Origin of the sequence: Pseudoalteromonas sp. XMcav2-N (assembly GCF_024124545.1) — a bacterium.
GTDB lineage: Bacteria > Pseudomonadota > Gammaproteobacteria > Enterobacterales > Alteromonadaceae > Pseudoalteromonas.
On the sequence record NZ_JAMXSF010000004.1, the window covers coordinates 188,874 to 214,228 of the forward strand.

Consider the following 25,355-nt stretch of genomic DNA (forward strand, 5'->3'; position numbering starts at 1 on the left):
CTCTATATATGAACTGCAGACCAGCGTCGCATCTGGTTCGCAACCGAGAGCGCAGTATTGTCGTATATTTTGATCGGCTCAGGGGCAACGATATGAGTGTTTGTGCGCAGGACCTCCAGAGATTTCGCATACTGTTGATTGGCATACTCTCCCATACCAAACATGCTGTTGAGATGGGCCTCAATCATTTTCTCCAGCCAGGCATTACTGTATTTTATTGCACAGAGCTCAGGTTGTGGGGTCAAATCTTCTGCTTCAGTGATAAGTTCTGCAGGGATAAGACTGAACTGCTCAAATGGGTAATGTTGAATGTGTGCCCAAAGAGACATTGGTATTATACGAGCTGCTATATCTGGATGTCGACATTGCCAATGAGCAGCAATAGATCTGTATCACCTATATCTTCATCCAGTTGAGAAAAGAGAGTAGAAACTTGCCCCCTGTGATGAGTCTGATGATTAAAAAAGTGCACAAGCACGCTACTCAGAGGCTTGCTGAAAACAACGCCTTTGGTATTTCGGTAGGTCAGGGGGGTGTCTAATTCGGATTCTTGTAGTTCACTAATAAAACATAAAATGTGTTTGTCGAGCCACTGACGATGTGTAGTCAGGCTAGTCAGGTCTTGAAAAAGGCACTGGTCCAGACTGGCGGGGTCTGGTTGTTCCAACATGGGTTGCAGAGCTCTGGAGCAGGCAGCGTTCGAAGCAAAGCGCTTTAGCCAGATAGTGTCAGCCACCACAAGATGGTTTAAGGTGCCCAGTACCGAGCCAAAAAAGGCACCCAGGTCCTGTTTTAATGCCCCTTCGCTCAGACGTGCCGCTGCCTGATAGACTCTTTGATTCATCCACTGGTTGTAGTCGGCGAGTAATCCGAACTGAGTAAGTTGGTTCATAGCTGTTTCCTTCAGAATACCTGAGCAGAGTTATAAACCACTGTGAGCTGATAACACAAGCCTTATTCAGATTCATCATCCTGTAAAAAAACTGCGCTAGCGCAAGCAATTTTTTTTCGACTCAGCTAAAATACTCGGTTATACGTTATTCTCAGCCGTGCTGATTGCTGTGGTGTCTGTAGTGGCACGTAAAACACAGGTTTGCGCGGTGTTCTTTGCTCAATGACACGGGGTTTGTATGTCTGACAAGTGCTATATCACGGCGCAACAATTACTTGAAGATTCATTTCGACTGGCGGCTCAGGTTTATGAAGACGGCTTTCGTCCCGACTTTATTATCGGTATTTGGCGTGGCGGCGCGCCTATCGGTATTGCGGTTCAGGAGTATTACGATTACAAAGGCATAGAAACAGATCACATTGCTGTGCGTACCTCGTCTTATTATGGTATTGGCAAGCAGTCGAAAGAGATCAAAGTGCACGGTTTGCACTACATTATCGAGAACGCAAATGCCGGCGATTCGTTGCTAATTGTGGACGATGTATTTGATTCTGGTCGCAGTATTTATGCGTTACGTGAAAAGCTCGAAGAGCTGATGCGCCTGAACCTGCCAAAAGATATTCGTGTTGCTTGTCCGTACTACAAGCCGACAAATAAAAAAGTCCCTATGACGCCGGATTATTTTATCCATGAGTCGGATGAATGGTTGGTCTTCCCCCATGAGCTGTCAGGGCTAACACCAGATGAGCTGATCGCCGGAAAATCAGACTTGGCCAATATCAAAGACTTATTTACTAAGTAAATCGGGTCGACTAGTTCGCTAAAAAGCCGTACCGGCAAACGCCCGTGCGGCTTTTTTGTGGGCGCAGATCTGTTACACTCGCGCTATTGTGCTTTTTGATATGATATTTGCTCTCTATGACTACAGCTACGCCCGATTATCAGGCCATTTTGCAGCAGGTTGCACAGCAAGTGCAGCCCTTGTCCCATCAGGGAAAAGTGGCCGATTATATTCCCGCTTTGGCTGAGCAACCACTGGGACAATTTGCCATCGCCTTGCACACCGCCGACGGGCAGACTTATAGTGCAGGTCACTGCGATAGCCGCTTTACCATTCAGTCTGTCTCCAAGGTGATGACTCTGACGCTCGCCTTGCAGCGTTATGGCGATGAACTTTGGCAGCGGGTAGGTAAAGAGCCGTCGGGCACGGCATTTAACTCATTGACTCAGCTTGAGTTTGAAAATGGTATTCCCCGTAACCCTTTTATCAATGCCGGTGCCATTGTTACCTGTGATGCGTTATTCAGCCGTCTGAGTGCGCCAATCCATACTATGCTTGAGAGCTACCGCAGCCATACCGCCAATCCTAAAGTGGGGATCAACAAGGTGGTGGCACAGTCAGAGTATGATCACCGCTATCGCAATGCTGCCATGGCGTATTTGATGAAGTCATTTGGCAATTTTGACAACCAGGTTGAAGAGGTACTGTGGTCGTATTTTAACTTTTGCGCCATTGAACTGAATGTATGTGAGTTAGCCCGCGCGTTTTCTTACCTTTCAACCGGTGGTGTGTGTCAGCAAAGTGGTCAGCGGGTGTTGAGCACACGTCAGACTCAACAGCTCAATTCTCTTTTGTTTACCAGTGGGTTATATGATGCCGCCGGAGACTTTGCATATCGGGTTGGTATGCCGGGTAAATCCGGGGTATCGGGTACCATTATTGCGGTCGCGCCTGAGCGGTTTACAGTGGCGGTGTGGTCACCTGGACTAGATAAAGTGGGGAATTCCGTGGCTGGGATTGCTGCGCTTGAGAAGCTGGCTGAAAAACTGGGTACCGCGTTGTTTTAACCGAGTGCAGAGACATAAAAAATGGGAGCCGTGGCTCCCATTTTTTATTATTTACTGGTCCCAGTACGTCTGTTCCAGTGAGTCTTCACGTTCAGGCAGACCGCGTGACAAGCGTGGCGAATGCTGTACTAATACTTCGTAGCTGGCTCGGTTAGCATATTTGCTGATCTGCGCCAGAGAAGAGTAGGTGATGGCATGCTGCTCATGCTTAGCCGAATTGGGTACGTTGATCTTGTGGTACACATTGGCTGACAGGTCATGCAATACCGCAGCCAGTGCGCAATCCCCTGCACCATTGGTGTTTTTGATGGTGTCTGGACCACCCATGTAAGGGGCGGTGTGGCTGTAAGCTTTAATTGGCTTTTCGCAAGCGCTGCGACGCATTGCCCGTGAGAATTCATACTGATTGAATTCAGGAATGGCACCAGGCAATAGCGGGTATTCGGTTTCGCGTTTCTTCTCATCATCGACGTAACCGGCCATAAACAGGCCTTTTGGTCCGGCCGTACAGATCACTAAATCTACCCAGTCCAGTGCTTTATCGGCGGCCAGCAGTGGATCGTCAAAGCCGGTGATGGCTTCGCCTTCTTCCTCGTTCATGGCAAGAATATCGACGTGTTTTTCAACAAACTCAGCCCACCAGGCGGGGTCTTGTTCGATCAGAAACTTAGTGCCGAGCGTGAGTACGACAGGCACACCTGCATCGTTCGCGTACTTCACAGCCTGCATGGTCGCCTGGGTCATGGTTTCTTCGCCAGAGGTGCGCATCAGGTAGGCACTGATCACTAAAGCTGAGGCATTCTCAATCAAAGACTTGTCAATGGACTCTGGCTTGAGATGATTCATCATACCGGCACTGATCGCGAAAGTACGTTCGCCACTGTCGTCAATCAGGGTAAAGCAACGGCCGATAGGACCGGGCACTGGTTGCAGGTAATCGAGATCGACGCGGCTGGAAGTGTTACACAAAAACTTGTAGGCATAGCTGCCTATTTGAATGTTTTCGCTCATAACGCCCAACAATACCGAACGGCTATCCGCCAGCACGGAGTAGTTGTGCATCGTGTTCCCTATGGTGCCGCCAGCAAATTCATAGTCAATCATGTCATCACGTTTCAGGCGGTCATAGAGCGCGTTGGTGACATCATTGTCTATCACTTGAGACATACCGCGTTGCAGCCCAAACTCATCAAGGAAGGCCTGATCAACCTTAGCTTCGATGTCTACTACGATCTGGTCTATACCACAAATGTAGTTGCGTTTAAGTCGGTCGACGACGTGTAACTGGTTAATTATAGGGTCTTTATCTTCGACTGGAAAATAATGTTTATGTCTTCTGCGGCCCGGAAATTTCATGTTTTACCCGTGTGTGTTGAGCTCGTCAAATAAAAAAAGCGGCGAATTATAGCTTAATTTGATGTCAATGAGCCATGGCAATTTGCTAATTTTAGCAATATAACTGTCACAGTGCGCAGTTCGCGACAATACGCTAGAATATCTCTCATTTTGTACCCAGGAGCACACAGGTGGACGAACAACAGCAAGATCTTTATTGGATGCAGCGGGCACTGGAGTATGCCGACAAGGCCGAGCAGGAAAATGAGATCCCGGTTGGCGCCGTAGTGGTGAAAGATGGTGCGCTGGTTGGGGCAGGCTGGAACCGCTCGATTTGCTGCCATGATCCTTCCGCCCATGCCGAGATGATGGCGATCAGAGACGCCGGGCAGCGTATTGAAAATTATCGGCTGGTGGATTGCACCCTTTATGTGACATTAGAGCCTTGCCCTATGTGTGCCGGCTTGCTGGTGCATAGTCGTATTAAGCGGGTGGTGTTTGGCGCACCGGATGCGAAAACGGGTGCTGCGGGATCGATTATGAACTTATTGCAGGAACCCAAACTCAATCATCAGGTTGAGGTTACGTCAGGGGTATTAGCAGAGCAATGCGGTGATAAGTTATCGGCGTTCTTTCGACGCCGTCGTAAAGAGATAAAAGCACAGAAAAAGGCCAGACAGGCCGACTTAAACGACAAAGCGGCTCAGGGTTGAGCCGCTCTTTCGTCTGCCGCTATCTGGATTAATGCATAGATACGGCGACGCAGTAAAATTTTACGATGAATGTTGCGGAGCATAATACGGCGACGATTTGGATTCGTGTTGCGCGTGTTACGCTTAAATTGATGAGTACGACGTCTTCTTAGCATCGTAACCTCCATTTTGAGTGAGAGAACAACTACGCGCGACAGCTATAGCATAATAGTATGTCAGCTTAATGACAGAGTCAGGATATAATACCGGATACTTAATACCAATTTCACTTAATACCTGTTCAATTTGACGGAGCAAATATGGCGCTAACGGCGTTAAAAATTTCTTATTTAGAACAACTAAATAGCAAAATTTTTGCCTTGTTATCGACCCTATTTTCTCGCCTCAAAATAGAACACTTAATTAAGCAAATTGGTATAACACCGTGCCTGGCAGATCAGTTGGTTGGTTGCTCTGAGTCTTTATTGACTTGAAGGGCCCCATTGTCATCTAACCAGATCAGGGCGTCGTAGTACCGGCGAATATTATCCACATAAGTTACTGCCACATCGCCGCGCGCATATCCATATTTTGTCTTTCGATAGTAGCGCTTTTTGGTGAGCAGTGGTAGTCGTTTTTTCACCTCGGCCCAGCTCATCGGGTCTGCGCCCTGGCCTTCGGTCAGCTTACGTGCATCATTCACATGACCCCACCCGACGTTATACGCAGCCAGTGCGAACCAGGTTCTGTCTGGTGCACTGACCTGTTTGGGGATACGGTTGATGAGCTTACGCAGATAGCGGGCCCCGCCGCGTATGTTTTGTTCGGGTTTCAGCCTATGAGTTACGCCCACCTGTTTAGCGGTACGTTGGGTCAGCATCATGATCCCACGCACGCCTGTGGGAGACTTGGCTCTGGGGTTCCACATGGATTCCTGATAACTCAATGCGGCCAGTAAGCGCCAGTCGAGCTGGTGTTGCTCTGCATATTGGATAAACCAGTCCTGATATTTGGGCAGCGTGGCTTTACTCGCTTCGACAAAAGCCAGGGTGTTGACATAATTAAAGCGTTTGACATGACCAAAGTACTTTTCTTCGAGTGCCGCCAGCTGTGCAGAGTGTTGCATCTTGGCAAAAAACGGTGGCAGTAACGCGAATAATGAGTCGTCTTTATCACGACGCAGCACCCAGGCAACCGGATCGGCCTGAGTGACTGAAAAGGCAATACTGACATTGGGGTGATAGCGCCGAAACAGTGCCAGGGAGTGCGAATCGACAACGGTATACTGAACGTCACCATCAATGATCCCTTGCAGTAATTCTTCCTGGTCCCGGTCATCGACGCTCTGCCAGCTCAGCTCGGGATATTGCTGCTGCGCAGTTTGTAAAGAGATAACATGGTGACTGTCAGCCAAAACGGTGACGGGGCCGCTCAACTGAGCAAAGTTACGTGGTCGGGTATTCCCTTGTTTAAAGACTAATTTTTGGCTGATCTCCCGATAGCTGGGGCCAAAACGAAAATGGGCAGCACGCTGCGGATGATAACTGAGCCCGGCAGCAGCAATGTCCAGATCGCCGCTTTGCAGGCGCTCAAACAGCTTTTTCAGACTGAAAAAAGGCACCATCTGTAACTCAACGCCCAGTTCATCAGCAAACTGCTCTGCCAGCTCGTATTCAAACCCCTGTTCACCGCCAATGCCCTGATAAAAGGTGGCGGGCCCAACCAAAGTGCCAATGCGGATCACTTCCTGCGTTTTGATCCGTTGTAACTGAGTGGCAGGTATTTTTTCGCAGCTGCTCAATAACAACAAACAGCACAGTATCAGCACAGAGGAAAGCAAACGCATAAGTGACTTTTGGCTCCTTGGTTAAAAGAGGGTGGCAGAGGGTCCATGCTCGCAATTAACGGCGCTTTTGTGAAGGGGCTTTTTTTCGATAATTGCTAAATTTGAGTTAAATAAGGAGGCCAAATCGACTATAATAGCGGCCCAAAATATCGTTCAATCCTTAACCCCGGATGAAAATACCTATGTTGATCCTACGTGGTGCACCTGCACTTTCTGATTTCAAAGTTCAAAAAATCCTTAAAAGCTGTAATGATGCGCAATTGCCAGTCACTGGCGTGTATGCCGAGTTCATGCATTTTGCTGACCTGACAGCGGAACTTTCTGAGTCTGAACTGGACAAGCTGAGCAAGCTTTTAAAGTACGGCCCGACCATTGCCGAACATGCGCCTGAAGGAACCCTGATTTTAGTTACGCCGCGAATTGGTACTATTTCGCCCTGGGCATCTAAAGCCACAGACATTGCTAACAACTGCGGCCTGGATAAAGTACACCGTGTAGAGCGTGGTATTGCTTACTATGTTGAGGGCGCACTGAGCGCAGCGCAGACAGCTGAGGTCGCTAAGCTATTGCACGACCGCATGACTGAGTCAGTGCACAACACACTGGAAGACGCGGGCCAGTTATTCCGCGTTGAAGAGCCGCGCCCAATGTCATCGGTTGATATTTTAGGTGGTGGCCGTGAAGCGCTTGTTACCGCAAACGTAGAGCAAGGTTTTGCATTAGCGGATGACGAAATTGATTATCTGGTTGAGAACTTCACTAAACTAGGTCGTAACCCGAACGACATCGAATTATTCATGTTCGCACAGGCGAACTCTGAGCACTGTCGTCATAAAATCTTTAACGCTGATTGGACAATCGACGGCGCAGAACAGCCTAAGTCGCTGTTCAAAATGATCAAGAATACTTACGAAACACACCCGGAAAACGTACTGTCTGCTTATAAAGATAACGCAGCAGTCATGAAGGGGTCTAAAGCGGGTCGCTTCTTCCCGAATAAAGACGGTGAGTACAGCTACAATCAGGAAAACATTGAAATCCTGATGAAGGTTGAAACCCATAACCACCCAACAGCGATTGCCCCATTCTCAGGCGCATCAACGGGTTCAGGTGGTGAAATTCGTGACGAAGGTGCAACAGGCCGTGGTTCTAAGCCAAAAGCAGGTCTGGTTGGTTTTACCGTATCTAACCTGCGCATTCCGGGCTTTGAACAGCCGTGGGAAAGCAACTTCGGCAAGCCAGGTCGTATTGTTGATGCACTCGACATCATGATCGACGGCCCTCTTGGTGGCGCGGCGTTCAACAACGAGTTTGGTCGTCCTAACCTGCTTGGTTATTTCCGTACTTACGAAGAAAAAGTAAACAGCCATAACGGCGAAGAAGTACGTGGTTACCACAAGCCAATCATGCTTGCAGGTGGTCTGGGTAACATCCGTACTGAGCATGTTCAAAAGGGTGAAATCCCCGTTGGCGCTAAGCTGATCGCACTAGGTGGCCCTGCAATGAACATTGGTCTTGGTGGTGGTGCTGCATCATCAATGGCATCGGGCCAGTCTAACGAAGACTTAGACTTTGCTTCTGTACAGCGTGAAAACCCAGAGATGGAACGTCGTTGTCAGGAAGTTATCGACAAGTGTTGGCAGCTGGGCGACGAAAACCCCATCGCATTTATCCACGATGTGGGCGCAGGAGGTCTTTCAAATGCATTCCCTGAGCTGGTAGACGATGGTGGTCGTGGTGGTAAATTCCAGCTACGTAACATCCCGAATGATGAGCCGGGCATGGCACCACACGAGATCTGGTGTAACGAATCACAAGAGCGTTACGTACTGGCTGTTGCGGCAGAAGACTTTGCGCGTTTTGAAGAGATCTGTAAGCGTGAGCGCGCGCAATACGCAGTAATCGGTGAGGCAACTGAAGAGCGCCACCTAACCGTTGCCGATAGCCACTTTGATAACAACCCGGTTGATCTTCCGCTTGAAGTGCTACTTGGTAAAGCACCTAAGATGCACCGTGACGTTGAGTCAAAGCAAGTTGAAGGTGAAGCACTAAACACAGATAGCATTGATGTAGAAGAAGCCGCTAAGCGTTTACTTCGTTTACCGACGATTGCTGAGAAAACATTCCTTATCACGATTGGTGACCGTACGGTGACAGGTCTTGTAGCACGTGACCAAATGGTTGGTCCCTGGCAGGTACCAGTAGCAAACTGTGCTGTAACGGCAGCTGCGTTTGATACTTACCACGGTGAAGCGATGTCAATGGGTGAGCGCACTCCTGCGGCACTTCTAAACTACGGTGCATCTGCACGTTTAGCAGTAGCAGAAGCGCTAACGAACATTGCTGGCGCAAACATTGGTGGCCTTGAGAACATCAAGCTATCTGCAAACTGGATGGCAGCAGCAGGTCACCCGGGTGAAGACGCGGGTCTTTATGAAGCGGTTAAAGCGGTAGGTGAAGAGTTGTGTCCGGCACTTGGCCTAACGATCCCAGTTGGTAAAGATTCAATGTCAATGAAGACAACATGGCAAGACAACGGTGAAGACAAAGCGGTTACTGCACCACTTTCTCTTATCATCACTGCATTTGGCCGTGTAGAAGACATTCGTAAAACAGTCACGCCTCAGCTTCGCACTGATAAAGGTGATTCAAGCCTAATCTTAGTTGATTTAGGTGCAGGTCAAAACCGCATGGGTGCATCAAGCCTTGCACAGGTTTACAAGCAGCTTGGTGATAAGACGCCTGACGTTGATAGCCCAGAGCTATTAAAAGGCTTCTACAACGCGATGCAAGCACTTGTAGCTGACGAGAAGCTACTTGCTTACCATGACCGTTCAGACGGTGGTTTATTCACAACCGTTGCTGAAATGGCGTTCGCAGGTCGTACAGGTGTGACAGTAAACCTTGATAGCCTGACTGGCTCTGACATCGAAGCACTTTATAACGAAGAGCTAGGTGCGGTAATTCAGGTTCGCAACGACGACCTTGCAGCAGTTGAAGCTGTATTAGCTGATAACGGTCTTGCTGCAATCAGCCATACTATCGGTGCACTAAACACAGAAGATAAAGTTATCTTCAACCGTGGTGGTGAAGCGGTACTTGCAAATACACGTACTCAACTACGTACTATCTGGGCTGAAACAACCTATAAGATGCAAGCACTTCGTGATAACCCTGAGTGTGCTAAGCAAGAATTTGATGCCAAGTTTGACGAAAAAGATCCTGGTCTTAACGTAAACTTGAGCTTCGACATTAACGAGGACGTTGCTGCACCTTACATTGCAACGGGTGCTAAGCCTAAGATGGCTATCCTACGTGAGCAAGGTGTTAACTCACACGTTGAAATGGCAGCGGCATTTAACCGTGCAGGTTTTGCAGCAGTAGACGTACACATGAGTGACATCCTTGAAGGTCGCCTAACGCTAGAAGAGTTCAAAGGTCTGGTAGCTTGTGGTGGTTTCTCCTACGGTGACGTACTCGGTGCCGGTGAAGGTTGGGCTAAGTCAATCCTGTTCAATGACATGGCACGCGACCAGTTCCAAACCTTCTTTGAGCGTCAAGACACGTTCAGCTTAGGTGTGTGTAACGGCTGTCAGATGCTATCGACATTGAAAGAGCTTATCCCGGGTACTGAGCACTGGCCACGTTTTGTAACCAACCAGTCAGAGCGTTTTGAAGCACGTTTCAGCCTGGTTGAAGTGCAAGAAAGCCCGTCGGTATTCTTCCAGGGTATGGCAGGCTCTCGTATGCCAATCGCGGTATCTCACGGTGAAGGTCATGCTGAGTTTGCCAACGACGCGGCAGTGAAAGCGGCACTTGAGTCTGGCACAGTAGCGGTTCAGTACGTTGATAACTATGGTAATCCAACAACGCAATACCCGAACAACCCGAATGGTTCACCAGAAGGTATTACCGGTATTACATCAACTGACGGTCGTGCAACAGTGATGATGCCACACCCAGAGCGTGTATTCCGTGCCATCGCTAACTCTTGGCACCCGGATGAGTGGAAAGAGGACAGCCCGTGGATGCGTATGTTCCGCAACGCACGTAAGAATGTGAGTTAATTGAGAACTCTATAATAGAAAAAGGTCACTTCGGTGGCCTTTTTTATTGCCTGAAAAGAGCTAACTCTTGGCAGCGATACCCACGACAAGAGTGGAAAGAGGACAGCCCGTGGATGCGTATGTTCCGTAATGCTAGAAAAAATATCGGCTAATTATTTAGTTTGATGAAAAAGGTCACTTCGGTGGCCTTTTTTATTGCCTGCAACATCTTCCTGTTCATCGTTTAGTATTATTTGTCTCTTATACTTTCTCTCCTTAAGTTTTCTGTGCAAAGACCGATAAGTTGTTTGAATTAGCGGCCCTCTTGATCGCCAAAGCGGTGCGGAAGGCCAATAATGGCAATCAAGGAGTGAGTATGGATATACAAATACATCCAGGCAGCGCGCCTGTAAGTAAGCCCGTATCGCATTCGCAAGTTCGTAACAACAGCGATAAAGTCTCTGATGCTACCTCAGGCGAAGAAGCTCAAAGTGGCGATGAGGTCGACACAGTCCCCCCGTTGCTATCAAAAGAATTGGATGAAGAAGCGGGACAATATAAAGAAGACAACCCGGTATTCAAAGAGGATTATGAGGATCTTGAAAAAGCCATGGAGCTGATCCAGGCTTTAATCCGTAAACTACAATCACAGATCAATAAGTTAATGCAGTCCGTTCAGCAGCGCCACCTGCAGGTACAACAGCACGCAGAAGCTGACACATCAGAGGAGTCAGTCGCGATTGAGCATATAGGCCTGAAGCAGTATCGTGACGCTTCAAAAGTGGATGAAATAGAAGTGCTTGAACAGCAGTTGTCTGAATATAAGCAACAGGAAGCGGATATTCGCGTTAACATGATTAAAATGATCCTCGTTGAGCGTGAGCGACTGGAAGAGCTTAAGCGCAAGGGCAAATTATAATCGTGGCGGCCAACTTGTAAGGGACTTTTGCAAGCTTAACATCTTCTTACTTTGGCAGACATTACATCGCCATCAAGATCCCTTACACTTAAACCAGTTTTCACTGACTGCCTGGTACCTATGCGTCGCTTTTTTCTTATTCTGCTATTTGCTCTGTTTACGATAGGGATCACTGTCTATTATTTTCGCGTGCCACTGACACTCACTATTGGCAAGCAGATACTGACTGAAGAGCAGGGCTTACTTGAGTGTCTGGACTGGTCTGTCGACAGCTGGGATCGTCTGGCGGTCGAGCGACTGTGCTGGCGCAGTGAAGCGGTGTCGGTTGAAGTCAGTAACGCCACCTTTGATGGTGACCACTTTCAGGTAGCCAGTATGATGGTGACTCATCAGCATACCCAAACCGATAATGCGACCGAGGTGGCCCATTCCTCGGCGCCTTTAGAGCTCGACTTGCCAGAAGGCATGCCTAGTATCGAGGTTGAAGCGCTCACCGTATCCAGTCCGTTACTACCAGAGCCACTCAATCTCAGTGTAATGCAGAAGGGGGATTTCGCTTTTGTCATCAGTGGTGACGTGGAGGCAGATATTACCCTGAGTGATACACAATTGCGAACAGCACTGAAGCTGTCCAGTCCGGTTATACAGACGTTTTTACAGCAGACGGAACTCCCCGTTACTGTTTCTGAGCTGGCCGGAACCATAGAATCAACATTTGATGGTCAGGCTGTCAATGTGGATATCCAGCTGGACAGCTTATTGGCTTACCCACTGGCTCAGTGTCAGCCAGTGATCCAGGGTAACGGGGTTATCTCTGGACAATGGGACCTCAGCAGCAGTATTGGCAAGCTGGACCTGAGTCAGCTACCAGTTGGCGTGAACGCACTCGGGTGCGAGTCGATGTTTGCTCAGTTGCCTGAGACCTGGCTGGACACCCTTTGGTCAGGGCAGTGGCAGGCCCAGATGGCAGAGCCTGTGACATTTAATACGCAAATGGTCAGCTTACCAAAATTATCTGTGTATGGGGCGAATGAAGCCACGTCAGCCACGTTTAGCGAACTGGAGTATCAGATTGCTGGTCAGCAGATACAGGGTAAGTTGAGAGTTTCACATCAAAGCGAGGTACTTAATCTCCTTGATGTGCAAGCGGATTTTTTGCTCGCTGACATGCAGCTGGAGAGCACTGGTGTTGCCACGATTGAAGTGTCTCAGGCACCGGCAGGGCTGTCCTTTGATTGGCAGGAACTGGCGTTGCAAGGTCAGTTTTCACTGGCCGGAGATATGACTGAGCTGCTGACGTTCAATACCATACTGCAGCCACAAGCTAATTCAGTTTCGCTGCAAGAGATACGATTAGATAACCTGTCTGGCACCCTGTCCACTAGTACAGTGTTGGCCATGACTGAAGACAATAAACTGGCGGAACATGCGCTATTTGAACAGGTGAAGTGGGAATTAGAAACACAAGCCGAGCGCTATCAGATAGGCTCAGTTCAGGGCCGTAGTTTAGCCCTCAGCGGTCAGGGTGACGTCAACGGACAGCTGGAAACAACCATCAAAGCAGACATTCAGGTTGGCTCATTTAAACGTGATGAGATCCGCGGCAAAGATCTCAGCCAGCACCTGGCGTTTACCGGCCAGTGGCAACCAGAAGGACCAAAAGGTGAGCTGACAGGGCATTCAACGATAGAGCTGCTCGCGCATCCGCAATTAGTCCTCAGAGATATTGCGTTGCAAAGCGAAGGAAATGTCGCCGGCAGCGAGCAATTGACATTAGATCACCGGCTCACTCTGGATAATCTTGAGCTGCAGCTCACACATTGTCTGGAAGCGGGGTTGATGCCATTTACTGTGACTCTGGCGGAACACGGCCTGGGCGCAATGCAATCGCTGGTCAGCCAGTTTGTACCTAAGCTTAATATTGAGCAGGGTCTGATAAATGCTGAGATTTCAGGTGAATTAACGCGTCAAATATTTGATTTTCGGCTTAACGTGGATGATGCTGCATTTTTGTATGAGCACCATTATGTCTCTGAGCTGGATTTACCTGTAAAGGGCAAATGGCATGCTGGTGAACTAATCATAGAGTCGTCACCCTTGAGTGTCACACAAGTGCGCTCTGGGCCTGTATTGACCGAGGTGCGGGGCCAGCTAACGTCAGATAACAATCTGCCGGTATTGCGTGAGTTTAGTGCCAGAGTCTTTGGCGGTCAGTTGGCGGCCGAGCAGATATTACTCAGTACGCAGGACCAGGAGATTTTAGTGACGGCCAGTGGTCTCGATTTGATGTTGATCTCAGAAGCGGGTCGGGAATCAGGGGTTGAGCTCCATGGCCGGGTATCTGGCAGATTACCTGTGTTTATGCGTGGCGGCCAGGCTGAGATCCGCGATGGTTACCTCAGTAATGAGATAGATAGCATGCTGAAAGTAGAAGATAATGCGTCATTCAATGCGTTAAAATCCCAACGTCCGGAACTGGAAACTGTGTTCGGTGTGCTGGATGAGTTGAGTATTGAAACCCTGAGCTGTGCTGTGAATATGGCTCGGGACGGGCAGCTGGAGTTAGCGGTGAAAATTGCCGGTGAGAATAAACAACAAAAACAACCGGTGAATTTTAATTATACGCACAGTGAAAATATATATACCCTGTTCAGGGCATTGCGCCTGAGTGATGAAATCACTCAGGAAGTGGAAAAAGCTTTAAACCAATAGGAGCAACTCAGCATGAAATGGATGCTAACTTTGGTGTTTGCTTGTTTGGTATCGGCTTGTACGCACAAAGTACAGGTCGAAACCAAAGAGCCTATCACCATCAATTTAAACGTCAAGGTTGACCACGAGATCCGTGTTAAGGTCGACAAAGAGCTGGATGACCTGTTCAGCGATGACAGTGAACTATTCTAAGGAGCCAGATCATGAATGCATCTAAGTTACTGACAACGATTGCCGCGGCTTGCATGAGCTTTTCGGTATTGGCTATTTCACTGGATGACGCTAAGTCACGAGGTCTGGTGGGAGAAACCGCAGCGGGTTACCTTGGCGTGATTAAAGGCAACGGTGAAGTCCAAAAACTGGTTGATAAAGTAAACAGTAAGCGCAAGGCCAAGTATCAGCAACTTGCCAAGAAAAACGGCATCAGCCTGAGCCAGGTAGAAGCTATGGCAGCTAAGAAAACTTTTGCAAAAACGGCCCCTGGCCACTTTGTTAAAGTCGACGGTAAGTGGGTTAAAAAATAGCAACCCGGGCGGCTCTAACCGCCCCAATATTTAATCCTGGCGCGGGTGACACTGGCGTAGCAGTTGCTGCCAAAAGGCGGCGCCTTTTCTGCGTGCCAGGCGGATATTATTATCCGGAATTGACTCCGGATCGTCGTAGGTTTCCAGCGCTTCTGCCATACTCGCTTCACGGATCACATGTAAAGCAGGGTATGGAGCCCGGTTGGTGTAGTTGGCTGGATCATCTTGCTCTGAATCAGCGAAGACATAATCGGGGTGGAAGTTAGCAAGCTGGAAAACCCCCTCATAACCCTGTGCGACCAGCAGTGCATTGGCTAAATCGACCAAATCTAAGAACTCATCAAAATCGCTAAAGCCAGCAGTAAAAATAAGCAAGCTGGTTTCCCGCTCAGGTGTGTCTGACAGTGCCTGACACTCATCCAGCATGTCCATGACGGCATCTTCGTGTTTTTGTGACTCGCAGACACGGTAATGAATGGCATTTTGCTCAACTTCCTTACGGGCGAACGGACAAAAGTTATATTTTACGATCACTGAGCTGACCCAGTTTTGCATCGCTTTGACGGCAATATGGTGCATTTATTTTCCCAAAAGAGCGTTTATCATAGTAATACTGCGCGAAATGGCGCCTTGATTGCGTGCCAGACAGGCTTTGGCGTGTGCCCCAAGCTCTGTGGCATCTTGCTTCGAGCGCAGATAGACCAGCAAAGTATCGGCAAGCATCTGAGGATCTGCCACCTCTATGGCACCTTGCATCGAGATTAGCTCGGGGTAAATATGGGCAAAGTTATAGGTATGTGGTCCGGTCAGAACCCCCACCGAACAGGCTGCGGCTTCCAGTGGGTTGTGGCCGCCGCGCTCAATCAGACTGCCGCCAATGTAGGCAACCTGACCACATCCGTACAGCAGCTTTAATTCGCCCAGAGTGTCTGCCAGCAAGACTTGTGATGATGTGTTGTACTGATGACTACGGCGGCTATAGCTAAGTGTCTGTGCTTCAATCAAAGCCGCGACTTTCTCAAATTGTTCAGGGTGTCTGGGAGCTATGATCAACAGCGCGTCGGGCAGCTGAGTCAATATTTGCTGATGCGCTGCCAGCACCTGTTCGTGCTCCATAGGGTGCGTGGATCCAGCAACCCAGACAGGTCGTGTGCCCAGTTGCGCTTTGAGTGTATCAATTTTTTCCTGTTGATTATCATCCAGGCTGATATCGAACTTGATGGATCCCGTTACTGTCACTTTTTCTTTTGCCAGCCCCAGCTCGACAAACCGTTCTGCGTCCTCTTTATTATGGCTTGCGAGCATATCTATCTGGCCCATCAGAAAGGTGCTCAGTGGTGCTACTTTTTGATAACCGGCCTGAGACTTTTCAGACAGGCGCGCGTTAACCACAGCAACAGGGCAGGCTGACTTTTTTGCGTAATAGAATAAATTAGGCCAAAGCTCGGTTTCGAGCACCAGCAGCAGTTTTGGGCGCAATTGGTTGATAAATCGTCGTGCCGCGAAAGCAAAGTCAATTGGCAGGTAGCAAATCGTGATATCCCGAGTCTCCTTATCAAACAACTGAGAGAGTTGCTCCCGTCCCGTTGGTGTGTTGCATGTTAGTACAAAAGGGGCATCGGGGTGTTCCGCCAGTAGTGCTTTGATAAGTGGTGCTGCGGCTAATACTTCGCCAACAGAGGCACAGTGCACCATAATCGCCTGGCGTGACCTGCTTGAGGGGACAAAACCGAAACGCTCAGAGAAATTGGCCTTATATAAGGCGTTCTTTTTTCCTCTGATAACGTACAGATACGCCACAATGACAGGGCACAGCACTAGCAGTAACAGGGAATATAAACGTCTAATCATGGTAGCCATCAGTGTAAAAAACGCTTATTTTAACTTGTCGGACTGAAAAAGCGATAACAGGCGTACAAATTATCACAGTTGTTCAGGTGCTCCACGGGCGGGAATTTGCTAGGATCGGGCAAAATCTCTAATTTCAAAGGTTTTAAGTTGTCCTTTCGTAAAATCACGCTGTCTTCTTTGTGCTTGCTGGGTGCGGCGCAGTCTTTTGCCATGCCAACGGCTTTTCTACCGCTAGGCAAAGACAACATTCTCGAGTATCAAATTGATCAGATGTTCGCCTTAACGGGCACAACGCCTATGGCAAAGCCATATCGTATTACTGAAGTCAATAAAACCTTGTTTCAGCTAAAAACACTAGACCCGGCTTTGTTTCAGAGTATAAAAACACGATTAGCCCCTTATCTGCAAAGAGATGCGATTACGCGCCGCGGCGTCAAATTACGGATAGACTCGGGCGAAACACAGCAGCTTGCGAACGATCGGGGAAACTACAGCAGTGAGTATGCGGAGCTATCGCTCGATGGCGTATGGCGCGGTAGTGATACCAGTCTGGTTCAAATCGGCGCGGAATATCGCGTAGATGCCGGAAAAACTGTGCCCTACAACACTTTTTATGCGTTAGGCGGAGAGAATCTACAACTGACTTTAGGCTACAAAGAACACTGGTTCTCACCATTCAAACACAGTGCTCAGGTATATTCGAACAATGCCAAAACCCCATTGTCCGCTTCGTTAGGGTTAAACCTGCCGCTCGACAATTGGTGGAATTTTGACTTCGAGCTATTTTATTCCGAACTGGAACATGTTGAGAAAGGCATTCATTACCAGAACGAGCTACATGACGGTACACCAAAATTAGCGGGCACGCATATCAGCTTTGAACCGTTGGATAACTGGAAAATCGGTATAAACCGCATGATGCAATTTGGTGGGGGGCCAAGAAAGGTTGACCTGAAAGATGTCGTGAAAGCGTATTTTGACCCTGCTGGTAGTGACAACCGAGGGCTGACTGGTAGTATGGATAATGAGCTTGGAGATCAATGGGCTACCATCACCAGTACATTCACAACCAACTGGATCCAACCTGTTCAGTGGTATCTTGAATACGGTGGGGAAGATACCAAAAATCATAAGAACTACCAGTTTGGAAATACCGTCGTCAGTTTTGGTGTGTACTTTCCATCACTGACCAAAGATATCACATTGCGCTATGAGTATACGAATATGCACAGCCTTTGGTATGTCAATGAAATATACGCCAAAGCGGGCAATACAATAGACGGTTTTGTAGTAGGCCATGCGGCGGCAAATCAGCGTACGTTTGGGGATGCGGCGCCTACAGATGCACACATGCTGGAAGTGAGTTATCGAGAGAGTCTGGCTTCTCTGTGGCGAGTAAAACTGTCAACGGTTGACAATACCAGCAATTACCTCAATGAACAGGGCCAAACCGGCGACGCGTATGAACAAGCTGTTGAGCTGTCGTTGTCCAACACTCGGCAGATGTATGACAAGCAAGTGGAAACAGCATTGACCTATGGCAAAGACGTTTTCGGAGAAAGCTACACTTGGCTGTCTGTCAATGTATACTGGTAACTGGGTGCGAAGCGTCTCCTCAATATTGAAACACGGGTTATATTTGATTTTGCAACGAATGCAAAGTCGCATTATTTTTTAAGGATCACTATGTCAATCAATGATCACATCAAACAAAGCTATCAGGCCAGTTTAGAGCGACACATGGCGTTGTTCGCAAAAATGGCGGACTATCACACCCAGTCACTGGAGTTACTGGCTGCTTGCAAAACAACGCTGGATGCAGGTGGCAAGGTGATCTGGTTTGGTAACGGTGGCAGTGCGGCAGATGCGCAACATTTGGCTGCTGAGTTTGTCGTTCGTTATAAGTTGGAGCGTGGGCCGCTGGCGTCCATTGCGTTGACGACTGATACCTCCATTTTGACTGCGCACAGCAACGACTACCATTTTGATACGGTTTTTGAGCGCCAGGTTCAGGCTCTGTGTAAACCTGAAGATTTGGTGATTGGCCTGACGACATCCGGCACCAGTGAAAACATTAATCTTGCGCTCAAAGCCGCGAACGAGATTGGCGCTTTTACGGTCGCTTTGACAGGTCGCCGTGGCGGAACCGTGAAAGACATTGCTAAATTACCAATTATCATAGATTTTGACGAAACTGCGCGGATCCAGGAAGCGCATATGTTTATCGGTCACTGGTTATGTGAAGCTGTGGACATGGTCATTGCGGAGCAATCGGCATGAATCTGAATGCGCTGAGAAACTTAAACCAGGCTAAAGTCCTGGTAGTCGGCGATGTGATGCTGGATCGATACTGGCATGGCGACACAGGGCGCATATCCCCTGAAGCGCCGGTTCCGGTTGTCAAAGTAAGCAGCCTTGAAGACAAAGCCGGTGGTGCCGCAAACGTGGCGAAAAACATTGCCCATCTGGATGGACAGGTTGGCTTGTTGGGTCTGATTGGTGAAGATGACAATGGCCGCCAGCTTGAATCGATTCTGGCTAAAGAGCAAATCGCCTCGCAATTAGTGACAGTTGCTGAGCTGCCAACTATTGCTAAGATGCGTGTGATCAGCCGTCATCAGCAGGTTGTTCGGTTAGATCTTGAAGAGCCATTTGTACAGTCTCATAGTCAGCTGCTATTAACCCGCCTGGAGCAGGTTGTCAAAGACTATGATTTTGTCCTGTTTTCGGATTACAACAAAGGGGCGCTGACCTGCATTGAGGAGATGATTACCGTGGCCAAAGCGGCGGGTAAAACGGTTTTGATTGACCCGAAATCGTCTGACCTAGGCCGTTACCGGGGGGCGGATTATATTACGCCTAACCTTAATGAATTCCGCCTTGCGGGTGGCGATGACCGTGATGAAGCAGCGCTGACAGCCAGTGCCAGAGCGCTGATAAAACAAGCCGGTATTGGTGCTATGCTACTGACTCGCTCAGAGCAGGGCATGTCCTTGATCACCCAAGATGAGAAACACGATTTTGCCGCACAAGTCCAGGAAGTGAGCGATGTGACAGGTGCAGGTGATACTGTGATTGCGACATTAACGACTATGCTGGGTGCAGGTTTGTCACCGAGTGAAGCCGTAGAACTGGCTAACCTGGCGGCAGGTATCGCCGTTGCTAAACTGGGCGCAGCGACTGTGACTCCGGAAGAGCTGAGCCGCAAGTTAGGTCAGTACCTGCGCCAGACTGGTGAGCATTATCAGACGCCATATGAAGAAGTGCTCAAGCACATTGAGTTTGCCAAGCAAAATGGTGAAACCATCGTGTTCACCAATGGCTGCTTCGATATTCTGCATGCCGGACATGTCCGTTATCTGGCGCAAGCAAAAGCCAGAGGTGACAGACTGGTGGTCGGTCTCAATAACGATGAGTCAATTGCCCGCCTTAAAGGTCCGGAGCGGCCAATTAATCCGCTCAATGAACGGGCTATGGTGTTGTCTGCGCTGGCTTCTGTTGACTGGGTGATCCCCTTCGGCAAAGAGAGTGAAAACGATACCCCTGCTAAACTGATTGAGCAGATCAGCCCACATATCCTGGTGAAAGGGGGTGATTACCAGGTGTCTGAAATTGCTGGCGCAGATCATGTTTTAGCGATGGGCGGGCAGGTTGATGTCCTGCCATTTCTGGATGGATGCTCGACATCTAACATCATCGCTAAGGCGCGAGAAACTGAATAACCCGCGATGTTATAGAACGAATAAGCCGGTTTATACCGGCTTTTTTGTCATTGCATCCTGGTAAGCATCGAGACATGTTTGCCAGTCGCTCTCAGAGCAGAAGAACTGTGCTGAACGGGATGCCTCTTTTTTAAGTGAGCGTGCCAGCCTGTCTATGTTTGCTTGTTGCCAGGCGGTCTCGGGCGTTCTGAGTGCACCTTTGTCAAAATCTATCAGATAAACCTCGCCGCTTTCATCAAAGAGAATATTGTTGCAGTTTAAATCGTCATGATACGCACCGGCCTGATGAAATCGAGCGAGTGTGGATGCAACCTGCTGCCAGTCTTGCGCAGGCAAAGGGGCCGATTGCAGCCGTTCACATAAGCTTTGTGCACCAGCGATTGCATCCGTTAATATATCGGCGCGATAAATTCCGGCTGATACGCTCACGCGAGCTCCTAATGGCGTTGGAACCGGCAAGCTCAGATTGGCAAGCTGATTGAGCAAATCCAGCTCCTGGTACACTCGGGTATGTTTCAGGCCGGTATACAAGTATTGATCTTTGAGTAACTTGCCAATCAAGCCACCACGCCAATAATGTTTGAGCACTGCGATATTATGCGGTGTATAGCGCACGAACCAGGCCGCTGCGCGCCCCTGCTTAGAAGTCACAACGGCGTTGTGTTGTTGCCAGTAGGTCAGGTTAAACCAGTCCAGAGACAGCGCCTCAGGTGTATGGCTGGTACGAAGCAAATAATGAGTATGGTGTTTTTCTATTTTTAGCATGACTTCTCTGTAGTGCGCGCTGCAACGACAGGCGCCAGTGTAACGACTTTTCCCTTCGGGGAAAATCTCACTGGTTGCAAAATGATGGGTTTTATTTAAGATCGGATGCTTATTTTCAGTTACAGGCGAAATGTGTGTCTCAGGCAATTTCTTCTATTTGTATTCTTCGGCTTTCGGCCATTGGTGATGTATGCCATGCCGTTGCAGCGGTTCAGGCGATTCAGCGGGCGCATCCTCAGGCAAAAATCACTTGGGTGATTGGCAAGGTTGAAGCCATGCTGCTGGCGGATCTGCCTGGGGTGGAATTTGTTATTTTTGACAAAAAGCAGGGGAAAGCGGCGTTTAAGCAGCTAAAAGCTAGGTTTAAAGGACATAAGTTCGATGTGCTTCTGCATATGCAGGTGGCGTTTCGCGCCAACCTGGCCGCCCGGTGTATTCCTGCAAAAGTTAAAATTGGCTTTGATAAGGGCCGCTCTAAAGAGTTGCATTCACTGGTGGTCAACCAGCGCATTGAACCGCAAAGTGAGCCCCATGTGCTGGAAGGGTTTCAAAATTTTGCCCGTGCGATAGGTGCACAGTGTGATGCCCCACGCTGGGAAATGCCAGTGAGTGAGGCAGATAAGCGGGAGGCAAGCGCACTTTTAAGCGGGCTGACACGTATCTTTGTCATTTCTCCCGCGGCCAGTAAAGCCGAACGAAACTGGTTGCCCGAACGGTATGCTGCACTGGCAGATCATGCAGCGGCACAAGGCTTTAATGTCGTGCTGACTGGTGGGCCGACCGAACTCGAGCGTCATCTTAGTGATGAAATACTGCGCCATGCTCAATGCGATATTGTGAATCTGGTTGGTAAAACCAAACTAAAAGCCTTGTTATGCGTGTTAGAGCAGGCACAGCTGGTATTGGCGCCAGACACCGGACCTGCCCATATGGCGGTGACGGTTGGTACGCCTGTGATTGGTTTATACGCTCACTCTAATCCTAAACGCACCGGTCCATACCTCTATCAGGATTATGTGGTTGAGGTTTACCATGACAACGTCTTGACACAAAAGGGCAAAAAGGCACAGCAGCTTAAATGGGGCACTCGTGTGAAGGGGGGCGATTTGATGAGCCAAATCTCTGTAGAGCGAGTGACTCAGATGTTTGATCATGTAGTACAGCAGGAGCAGTTATGACACACAAAGCCGTGTTTTTAGACAGAGATGGGGTGATCAATCAAGACCATGCCTATGTCTACAAGATTGAAGACTTTCAATTTATTGATGGTGTGTTTGAGGCATGTCAGCTCTTTCAGGCTCAGGGCTACAAGCTAATTGTAGTTACTAACCAGTCAGGCATCGGTCGAGGTTATTATAACGAAGCCCAGTTTGCACAACTGACAGACTGGATGTGCCAGCAGTTTCTGGCGCATGGCATAGAGATTGAGCGTGTGTATTTTTGCCCTCATCATCCACATAAAGCCCAGCCTCCCTACCAGCGAGAGTGTGATTGTCGTAAACCCAATCCAGGGATGTTGCTTCAGGCTATTGAAGAGTTTGATATCGATCCCAAACGCAGTGTGATGGTCGGAGATAAAGGATCTGATATGCAGGCGGCACGCTCAGCAGGCGTGGCAACCAAGATACTGGTGGAATCAGGCCAGACTTTCAGTGAAGAAGTGCGGGCAACGGCTGATTATGTGTGTAGCTCACTTCGTCAGGTTATTGATGTACCTCCGTTTATCTCATAAACGTTTACAATACGCTGGTGAACAAGATAATCACAAACCGTGCAATTAAGGTGCGAACCTTTTAAAATATCAACAATGATCTAAATGACACAGTCGGTATTGACCATAAACGATATCGGCGTTTTAGTGTGTGCCTGGTGTACACACTCCGTGCAACTAATGGAGACTCCCGATGAGAGCAGCGGCATTTTTCAGCCAGCTTCAGCAACAGATTGAAGAAGTAAAAGCTGAGGGTTTATACAAAAAAGAACGTGTGATCACTTCTCAGCAACAAGCAGAAATCGCAGTATCAACCGGCGAAAGTGTTATCAACTTCTGTGCAAACAACTACCTTGGCCTGGCCAATCACCCAGACTTGATTGCAGCTGCTCAGCGTGGTCTGGATGATCATGGTTTTGGTGTGGCGTCTGTGCGCTTTATCTGTGGTACTCAGGATATCCATAAAACACTGGAAGCCAAAATCAGCGATTTTCTGCAAACCGAAGACACCATCCTGTATTCTTCGTGTTTTGATGCCAACGCGGGTCTGTTCGAAACCATTTTAGGTCCGGATGATGCGATTATTTCGGATTCTCTGAACCATGCATCTATCATTGATGGTGTGCGTCTGTGTAAAGCAAAACGTTTCCGCTATGCTAACAACGATATGGCTGACCTTGAAAAGCAGCTGATCGCAGCAGATGAGGCGGGCGTAAAAACTAAGCTGATTGCAACTGATGGTGTGTTCTCTATGGATGGGGTTATCTGTAACCTGTCTGAGCTATGCGATCTGGCGGATAAATATGACGCACTGGTCATGGTCGACGACTCTCATGCCGTGGGCTTTGTTGGTGAAAATGGCCGTGGTACGCCGGAGTATTGTGGTGTTATGGATCGTGTTGACATCATCACCGGTACTTTGGGTAAAGCGCTGGGTGGCGCGTCAGGTGGTTATACATCTGGTAAAAAAGAGATTGTAGAGTGGTTACGTCAACGTTCTCGTCCTTACTTGTTCTCAAACTCGCTGGCTCCTTCTATTGTCACAGCTTCAATTAAAGTGCTGGATATGATGAAAGAAGGTCAGGCACTGCGTAACAAGTTATGGGAAAATGCCGCGCATTTCCGTACTAAGATGGAAGCTGCGGGCTTTACCTGTGCAGGTAAAGATCATGCCATTATTCCTGTGATGCTGGGTGATGCAAAAGTGGCATCAGATATGGCTGACCGTTTGCTTGCGGAAGGTATTTATGTGATTGGTTTCTCTTACCCGGTGGTACCAAAAGGCCAGGCACGGATACGTACTCAAATCTCTGCGGCGCATACCACAGAGCAGCTGGACAAAGCGATTGATGCCTTTATCCGCATTGGCAAAGAGCTAGGTGTCATTTAATTATTCAGCTATAAGCGAATTTTAACGCAAGCCACAGGCTTGCGTGTTTCTAACGAGTGAAAACACATGAAAGCACTATCCAAGTTAAAAGCAGAAGAAGGGATTTGGATGACGGATGCGCCCAAACCGGAAGTCGGGCATAACGATCTGCTGATCAAAATCCGTAAAACCGCCATTTGTGGCACTGATGTCCATATTTATAAGTGGGATGAATGGGCGCAGAACACCATTCCAACCCCCATGGTGGTCGGGCACGAATACGTGGGTGAAGTGGTCGATATGGGTCAGGAAGTACGTGGCTTTGAGATTGGCGACCGCGTATCAGGCGAAGGCCATATTACTTGTGGTCACTGTCGTAACTGTCGCGGTGGTCGTGTCCATTTGTGTCGCAACACAATCGGTGTTGGGGTAAACCGTGAAGGCTCTTTTGCAGAGTATCTGGTTATCCCGGCGTATAACGCGTTTAAGATCCCGGATAATATCTCAGACGAGCTTGCCTCTATTTTTGACCCATTTGGTAATGCGGTGCACACGGCGCTGTCTTTTGATCTGGTTGGTGAAGATGTTTTGATCACGGGGGCTGGCCCGATTGGGATCATGGCTGCCGCTGTCGCTAAGCATGTGGGTGCCCGTCACGTTGTGATCACCGACGTGAATGAATATCGTCTTGAGCTGGCGCGCAAAATGGGGGCAACCCGTGCTGTGAATGTTGCCGAAGAAAAGCTTGAAGATGTCATGACAGAGCTGGGCATGACAGAAGGCTTTGATATTGGCCTGGAAATGTCGGGTGTGCCAGTAGCGTTTAATAGCATGCTGAATAACATGAACCATGGTGGTAAAATCGCCATGTTAGGTATTCCACCAAGTGATATGGCGGTAGACTGGAATCAGGTTATCTTTAAGGGCTTAGTGATCAAAGGCATTTATGGTCGTGAAATGTTCGAAACCTGGTATAAAATGGCCAGCTTGATCCAGTCGGGCTTGAATCTTGAGCCGATCATTACCCACCAGTTCCACGTCGATGAGTTCCAGCAGGGCTTTGATACGATGATCTCTGGTCAATCAGGTAAAGTGATCTTAAACTGGGATTAAGGTCCACACT

At 48.7% G+C, this 25,355-nt stretch carries 23 protein-coding genes; 15 read left to right on the forward strand and 8 right to left on the reverse strand.

Going from position 1 to position 25,355, the window contains the following annotated elements:
* Positions 1-2: 2 nt before the first annotated feature.
* Both NH568_RS07105 and NH568_RS07110 read right to left on the reverse strand, forming a co-directional pair.
* Complete coding sequence (locus tag NH568_RS07105; RefSeq protein WP_253046052.1) at positions 3-329, reverse strand: hypothetical protein; 327 nt, start codon at positions 327-329, stop codon at positions 3-5.
* A 17-nt stretch (positions 330-346) separates the two neighbouring features.
* On the reverse strand, positions 347-892 hold the full coding sequence (locus tag NH568_RS07110; RefSeq protein WP_253046053.1) for a DinB family protein: 546 nt from the start codon (positions 890-892) through the stop codon (positions 347-349).
* Positions 893-1,130: 238 nt separating this feature from the next.
* On the opposite strand from NH568_RS07110, the gene NH568_RS07115 reads away from it, so the two are divergent.
* Both NH568_RS07115 and glsB read left to right on the forward strand, forming a co-directional pair.
* Positions 1,131-1,694: a phosphoribosyltransferase family protein gene (locus tag NH568_RS07115; protein WP_054014546.1), complete on the forward strand. Its 564-nt coding sequence runs from the start codon at positions 1,131-1,133 to the stop codon at positions 1,692-1,694.
* 116 nt (positions 1,695-1,810) lie between these two features.
* Entirely contained in the window at positions 1,811-2,740 is a 930-nt protein-coding gene (gene glsB, locus NH568_RS07120) for a glutaminase B (protein ID WP_253046054.1), read from the forward strand.
* Between the two features lie 51 nt (positions 2,741-2,791).
* On the opposite strand, the gene NH568_RS07125 is transcribed toward glsB, so the two are convergent.
* Positions 2,792-4,096, reverse strand: coding sequence for an inosine/guanosine kinase (locus NH568_RS07125; RefSeq protein ID WP_253046055.1), 1,305 nt, complete (start codon positions 4,094-4,096; stop codon positions 2,792-2,794).
* A 170-nt stretch (positions 4,097-4,266) separates the two neighbouring features.
* On the opposite strand from NH568_RS07125, the gene tadA reads away from it, so the two are divergent.
* The gene (tadA, locus tag NH568_RS07130; RefSeq protein WP_253046056.1) at positions 4,267-4,788 is read left to right on the forward strand and encodes a tRNA adenosine(34) deaminase TadA; all 522 of its coding nucleotides are present in this window, start codon (positions 4,267-4,269) and stop codon (positions 4,786-4,788) included.
* On the opposite strand, the gene NH568_RS07135 is transcribed toward tadA, so the two are convergent.
* Positions 4,779-4,943, reverse strand: a complete 165-nt coding sequence (locus NH568_RS07135) for a hypothetical protein (RefSeq protein WP_171045292.1) — start codon at positions 4,941-4,943, stop codon at positions 4,779-4,781. The two genes, tadA and NH568_RS07135, sit on opposite strands and share 10 nt — an antisense overlap.
* A 281-nt stretch (positions 4,944-5,224) precedes the next feature.
* A complete protein-coding gene (gene mltF / locus NH568_RS07140) occupies positions 5,225-6,613 on the reverse strand; it encodes a membrane-bound lytic murein transglycosylase MltF (RefSeq protein ID WP_253046057.1) in 1,389 nt (462 codons plus the stop codon).
* 182 nt (positions 6,614-6,795) lie between these two features.
* Here mltF and purL point away from each other — a divergent pair, with 182 nt between their 5' ends.
* The 5 genes from purL (at position 6,796) to NH568_RS07165 (ending at position 14,814) form a co-directional block, all read left to right on the forward strand.
* Positions 6,796-10,680 (forward strand): phosphoribosylformylglycinamidine synthase, encoded by a 3,885-nt coding sequence (purL, locus tag NH568_RS07145; RefSeq protein WP_253046058.1) that lies wholly within the window; start codon positions 6,796-6,798, stop codon positions 10,678-10,680.
* Positions 10,681-11,035: 355 nt separating this feature from the next.
* Positions 11,036-11,578 (forward strand): hypothetical protein, encoded by a 543-nt coding sequence (locus NH568_RS07150; protein WP_253046059.1) that lies wholly within the window; start codon positions 11,036-11,038, stop codon positions 11,576-11,578.
* Positions 11,579-11,698: 120 nt separating this feature from the next.
* Entirely contained in the window at positions 11,699-14,290 is a 2,592-nt protein-coding gene (locus tag NH568_RS07155; protein WP_253046060.1) for a YdbH domain-containing protein, read from the forward strand.
* A gap of 12 nt (positions 14,291-14,302) precedes the next feature.
* Entirely contained in the window at positions 14,303-14,482 is a 180-nt protein-coding gene (locus NH568_RS07160) for a YnbE family lipoprotein (protein WP_010383032.1), read from the forward strand.
* 11 nt (positions 14,483-14,493) lie between these two features.
* On the forward strand, positions 14,494-14,814 hold the full coding sequence (locus NH568_RS07165; protein WP_253046061.1) for a YdbL family protein: 321 nt from the start codon (positions 14,494-14,496) through the stop codon (positions 14,812-14,814).
* 30 nt (positions 14,815-14,844) lie between these two features.
* Here the strand turns inward: NH568_RS07165 and NH568_RS07170 are convergent, their stop codons facing one another.
* Both NH568_RS07170 and waaA read right to left on the reverse strand, forming a co-directional pair.
* Positions 14,845-15,393, reverse strand: coding sequence for a DUF1415 domain-containing protein (locus NH568_RS07170; RefSeq protein ID WP_253046062.1), 549 nt, complete (start codon positions 15,391-15,393; stop codon positions 14,845-14,847).
* Positions 15,394-16,665 carry a lipid IV(A) 3-deoxy-D-manno-octulosonic acid transferase gene (gene waaA / locus NH568_RS07175; RefSeq protein WP_253046063.1) on the reverse strand — a complete coding sequence of 424 codons (1,272 nt, stop codon included), beginning with the start codon at positions 16,663-16,665 and terminating at the stop codon, positions 15,394-15,396.
* A gap of 147 nt (positions 16,666-16,812) precedes the next feature.
* Between waaA and NH568_RS07180 the strand changes: the two genes are divergently transcribed.
* The 3 genes from NH568_RS07180 to hldE all read left to right on the forward strand — a co-directional run bounded on the left by NH568_RS07180 (position 16,813) and on the right by hldE (position 20,387).
* Positions 16,813-18,261 carry a capsule assembly Wzi family protein gene (locus tag NH568_RS07180; RefSeq protein ID WP_253046064.1) on the forward strand — a complete coding sequence of 483 codons (1,449 nt, stop codon included), beginning with the start codon at positions 16,813-16,815 and terminating at the stop codon, positions 18,259-18,261.
* Positions 18,262-18,351: 90 nt separating this feature from the next.
* Entirely contained in the window at positions 18,352-18,945 is a 594-nt protein-coding gene (locus tag NH568_RS07185) for an SIS domain-containing protein (RefSeq protein WP_253046065.1), read from the forward strand.
* Positions 18,942-20,387, forward strand: coding sequence for a bifunctional D-glycero-beta-D-manno-heptose-7-phosphate kinase/D-glycero-beta-D-manno-heptose 1-phosphate adenylyltransferase HldE (hldE, locus tag NH568_RS07190; protein WP_253046066.1), 1,446 nt, complete (start codon positions 18,942-18,944; stop codon positions 20,385-20,387). Before NH568_RS07185 ends, hldE begins: the two co-directional genes overlap by 4 nt.
* Positions 20,388-20,417: 30 nt before the next feature.
* On the opposite strand, the gene NH568_RS07195 is transcribed toward hldE, so the two are convergent.
* Positions 20,418-21,152, reverse strand: a complete 735-nt coding sequence (locus NH568_RS07195) for a 3-deoxy-D-manno-octulosonic acid kinase (protein ID WP_253046067.1) — start codon at positions 21,150-21,152, stop codon at positions 20,418-20,420.
* 134 nt (positions 21,153-21,286) lie between these two features.
* On the opposite strand from NH568_RS07195, the gene NH568_RS07200 reads away from it, so the two are divergent.
* The 4 genes from NH568_RS07200 to tdh all read left to right on the forward strand — a co-directional run bounded on the left by NH568_RS07200 (position 21,287) and on the right by tdh (position 25,345).
* Positions 21,287-22,330 (forward strand): glycosyltransferase family 9 protein, encoded by a 1,044-nt coding sequence (locus tag NH568_RS07200; protein WP_253046068.1) that lies wholly within the window; start codon positions 21,287-21,289, stop codon positions 22,328-22,330.
* The gene (gene gmhB, locus NH568_RS07205) at positions 22,327-22,884 is read left to right on the forward strand and encodes a D-glycero-beta-D-manno-heptose 1,7-bisphosphate 7-phosphatase (RefSeq protein WP_253046069.1); all 558 of its coding nucleotides are present in this window, start codon (positions 22,327-22,329) and stop codon (positions 22,882-22,884) included. The genes NH568_RS07200 and gmhB overlap by 4 nt, the downstream gene beginning before the upstream one ends.
* Positions 22,885-23,056: 172 nt before the next feature.
* The gene (locus NH568_RS07210) at positions 23,057-24,253 is read left to right on the forward strand and encodes a glycine C-acetyltransferase (protein WP_138550438.1); all 1,197 of its coding nucleotides are present in this window, start codon (positions 23,057-23,059) and stop codon (positions 24,251-24,253) included.
* Between the two features lie 66 nt (positions 24,254-24,319).
* Positions 24,320-25,345, forward strand: coding sequence for an L-threonine 3-dehydrogenase (gene tdh, locus NH568_RS07215; RefSeq protein ID WP_253046070.1), 1,026 nt, complete (start codon positions 24,320-24,322; stop codon positions 25,343-25,345).
* Positions 25,346-25,355 lie beyond the last annotated feature (10 nt).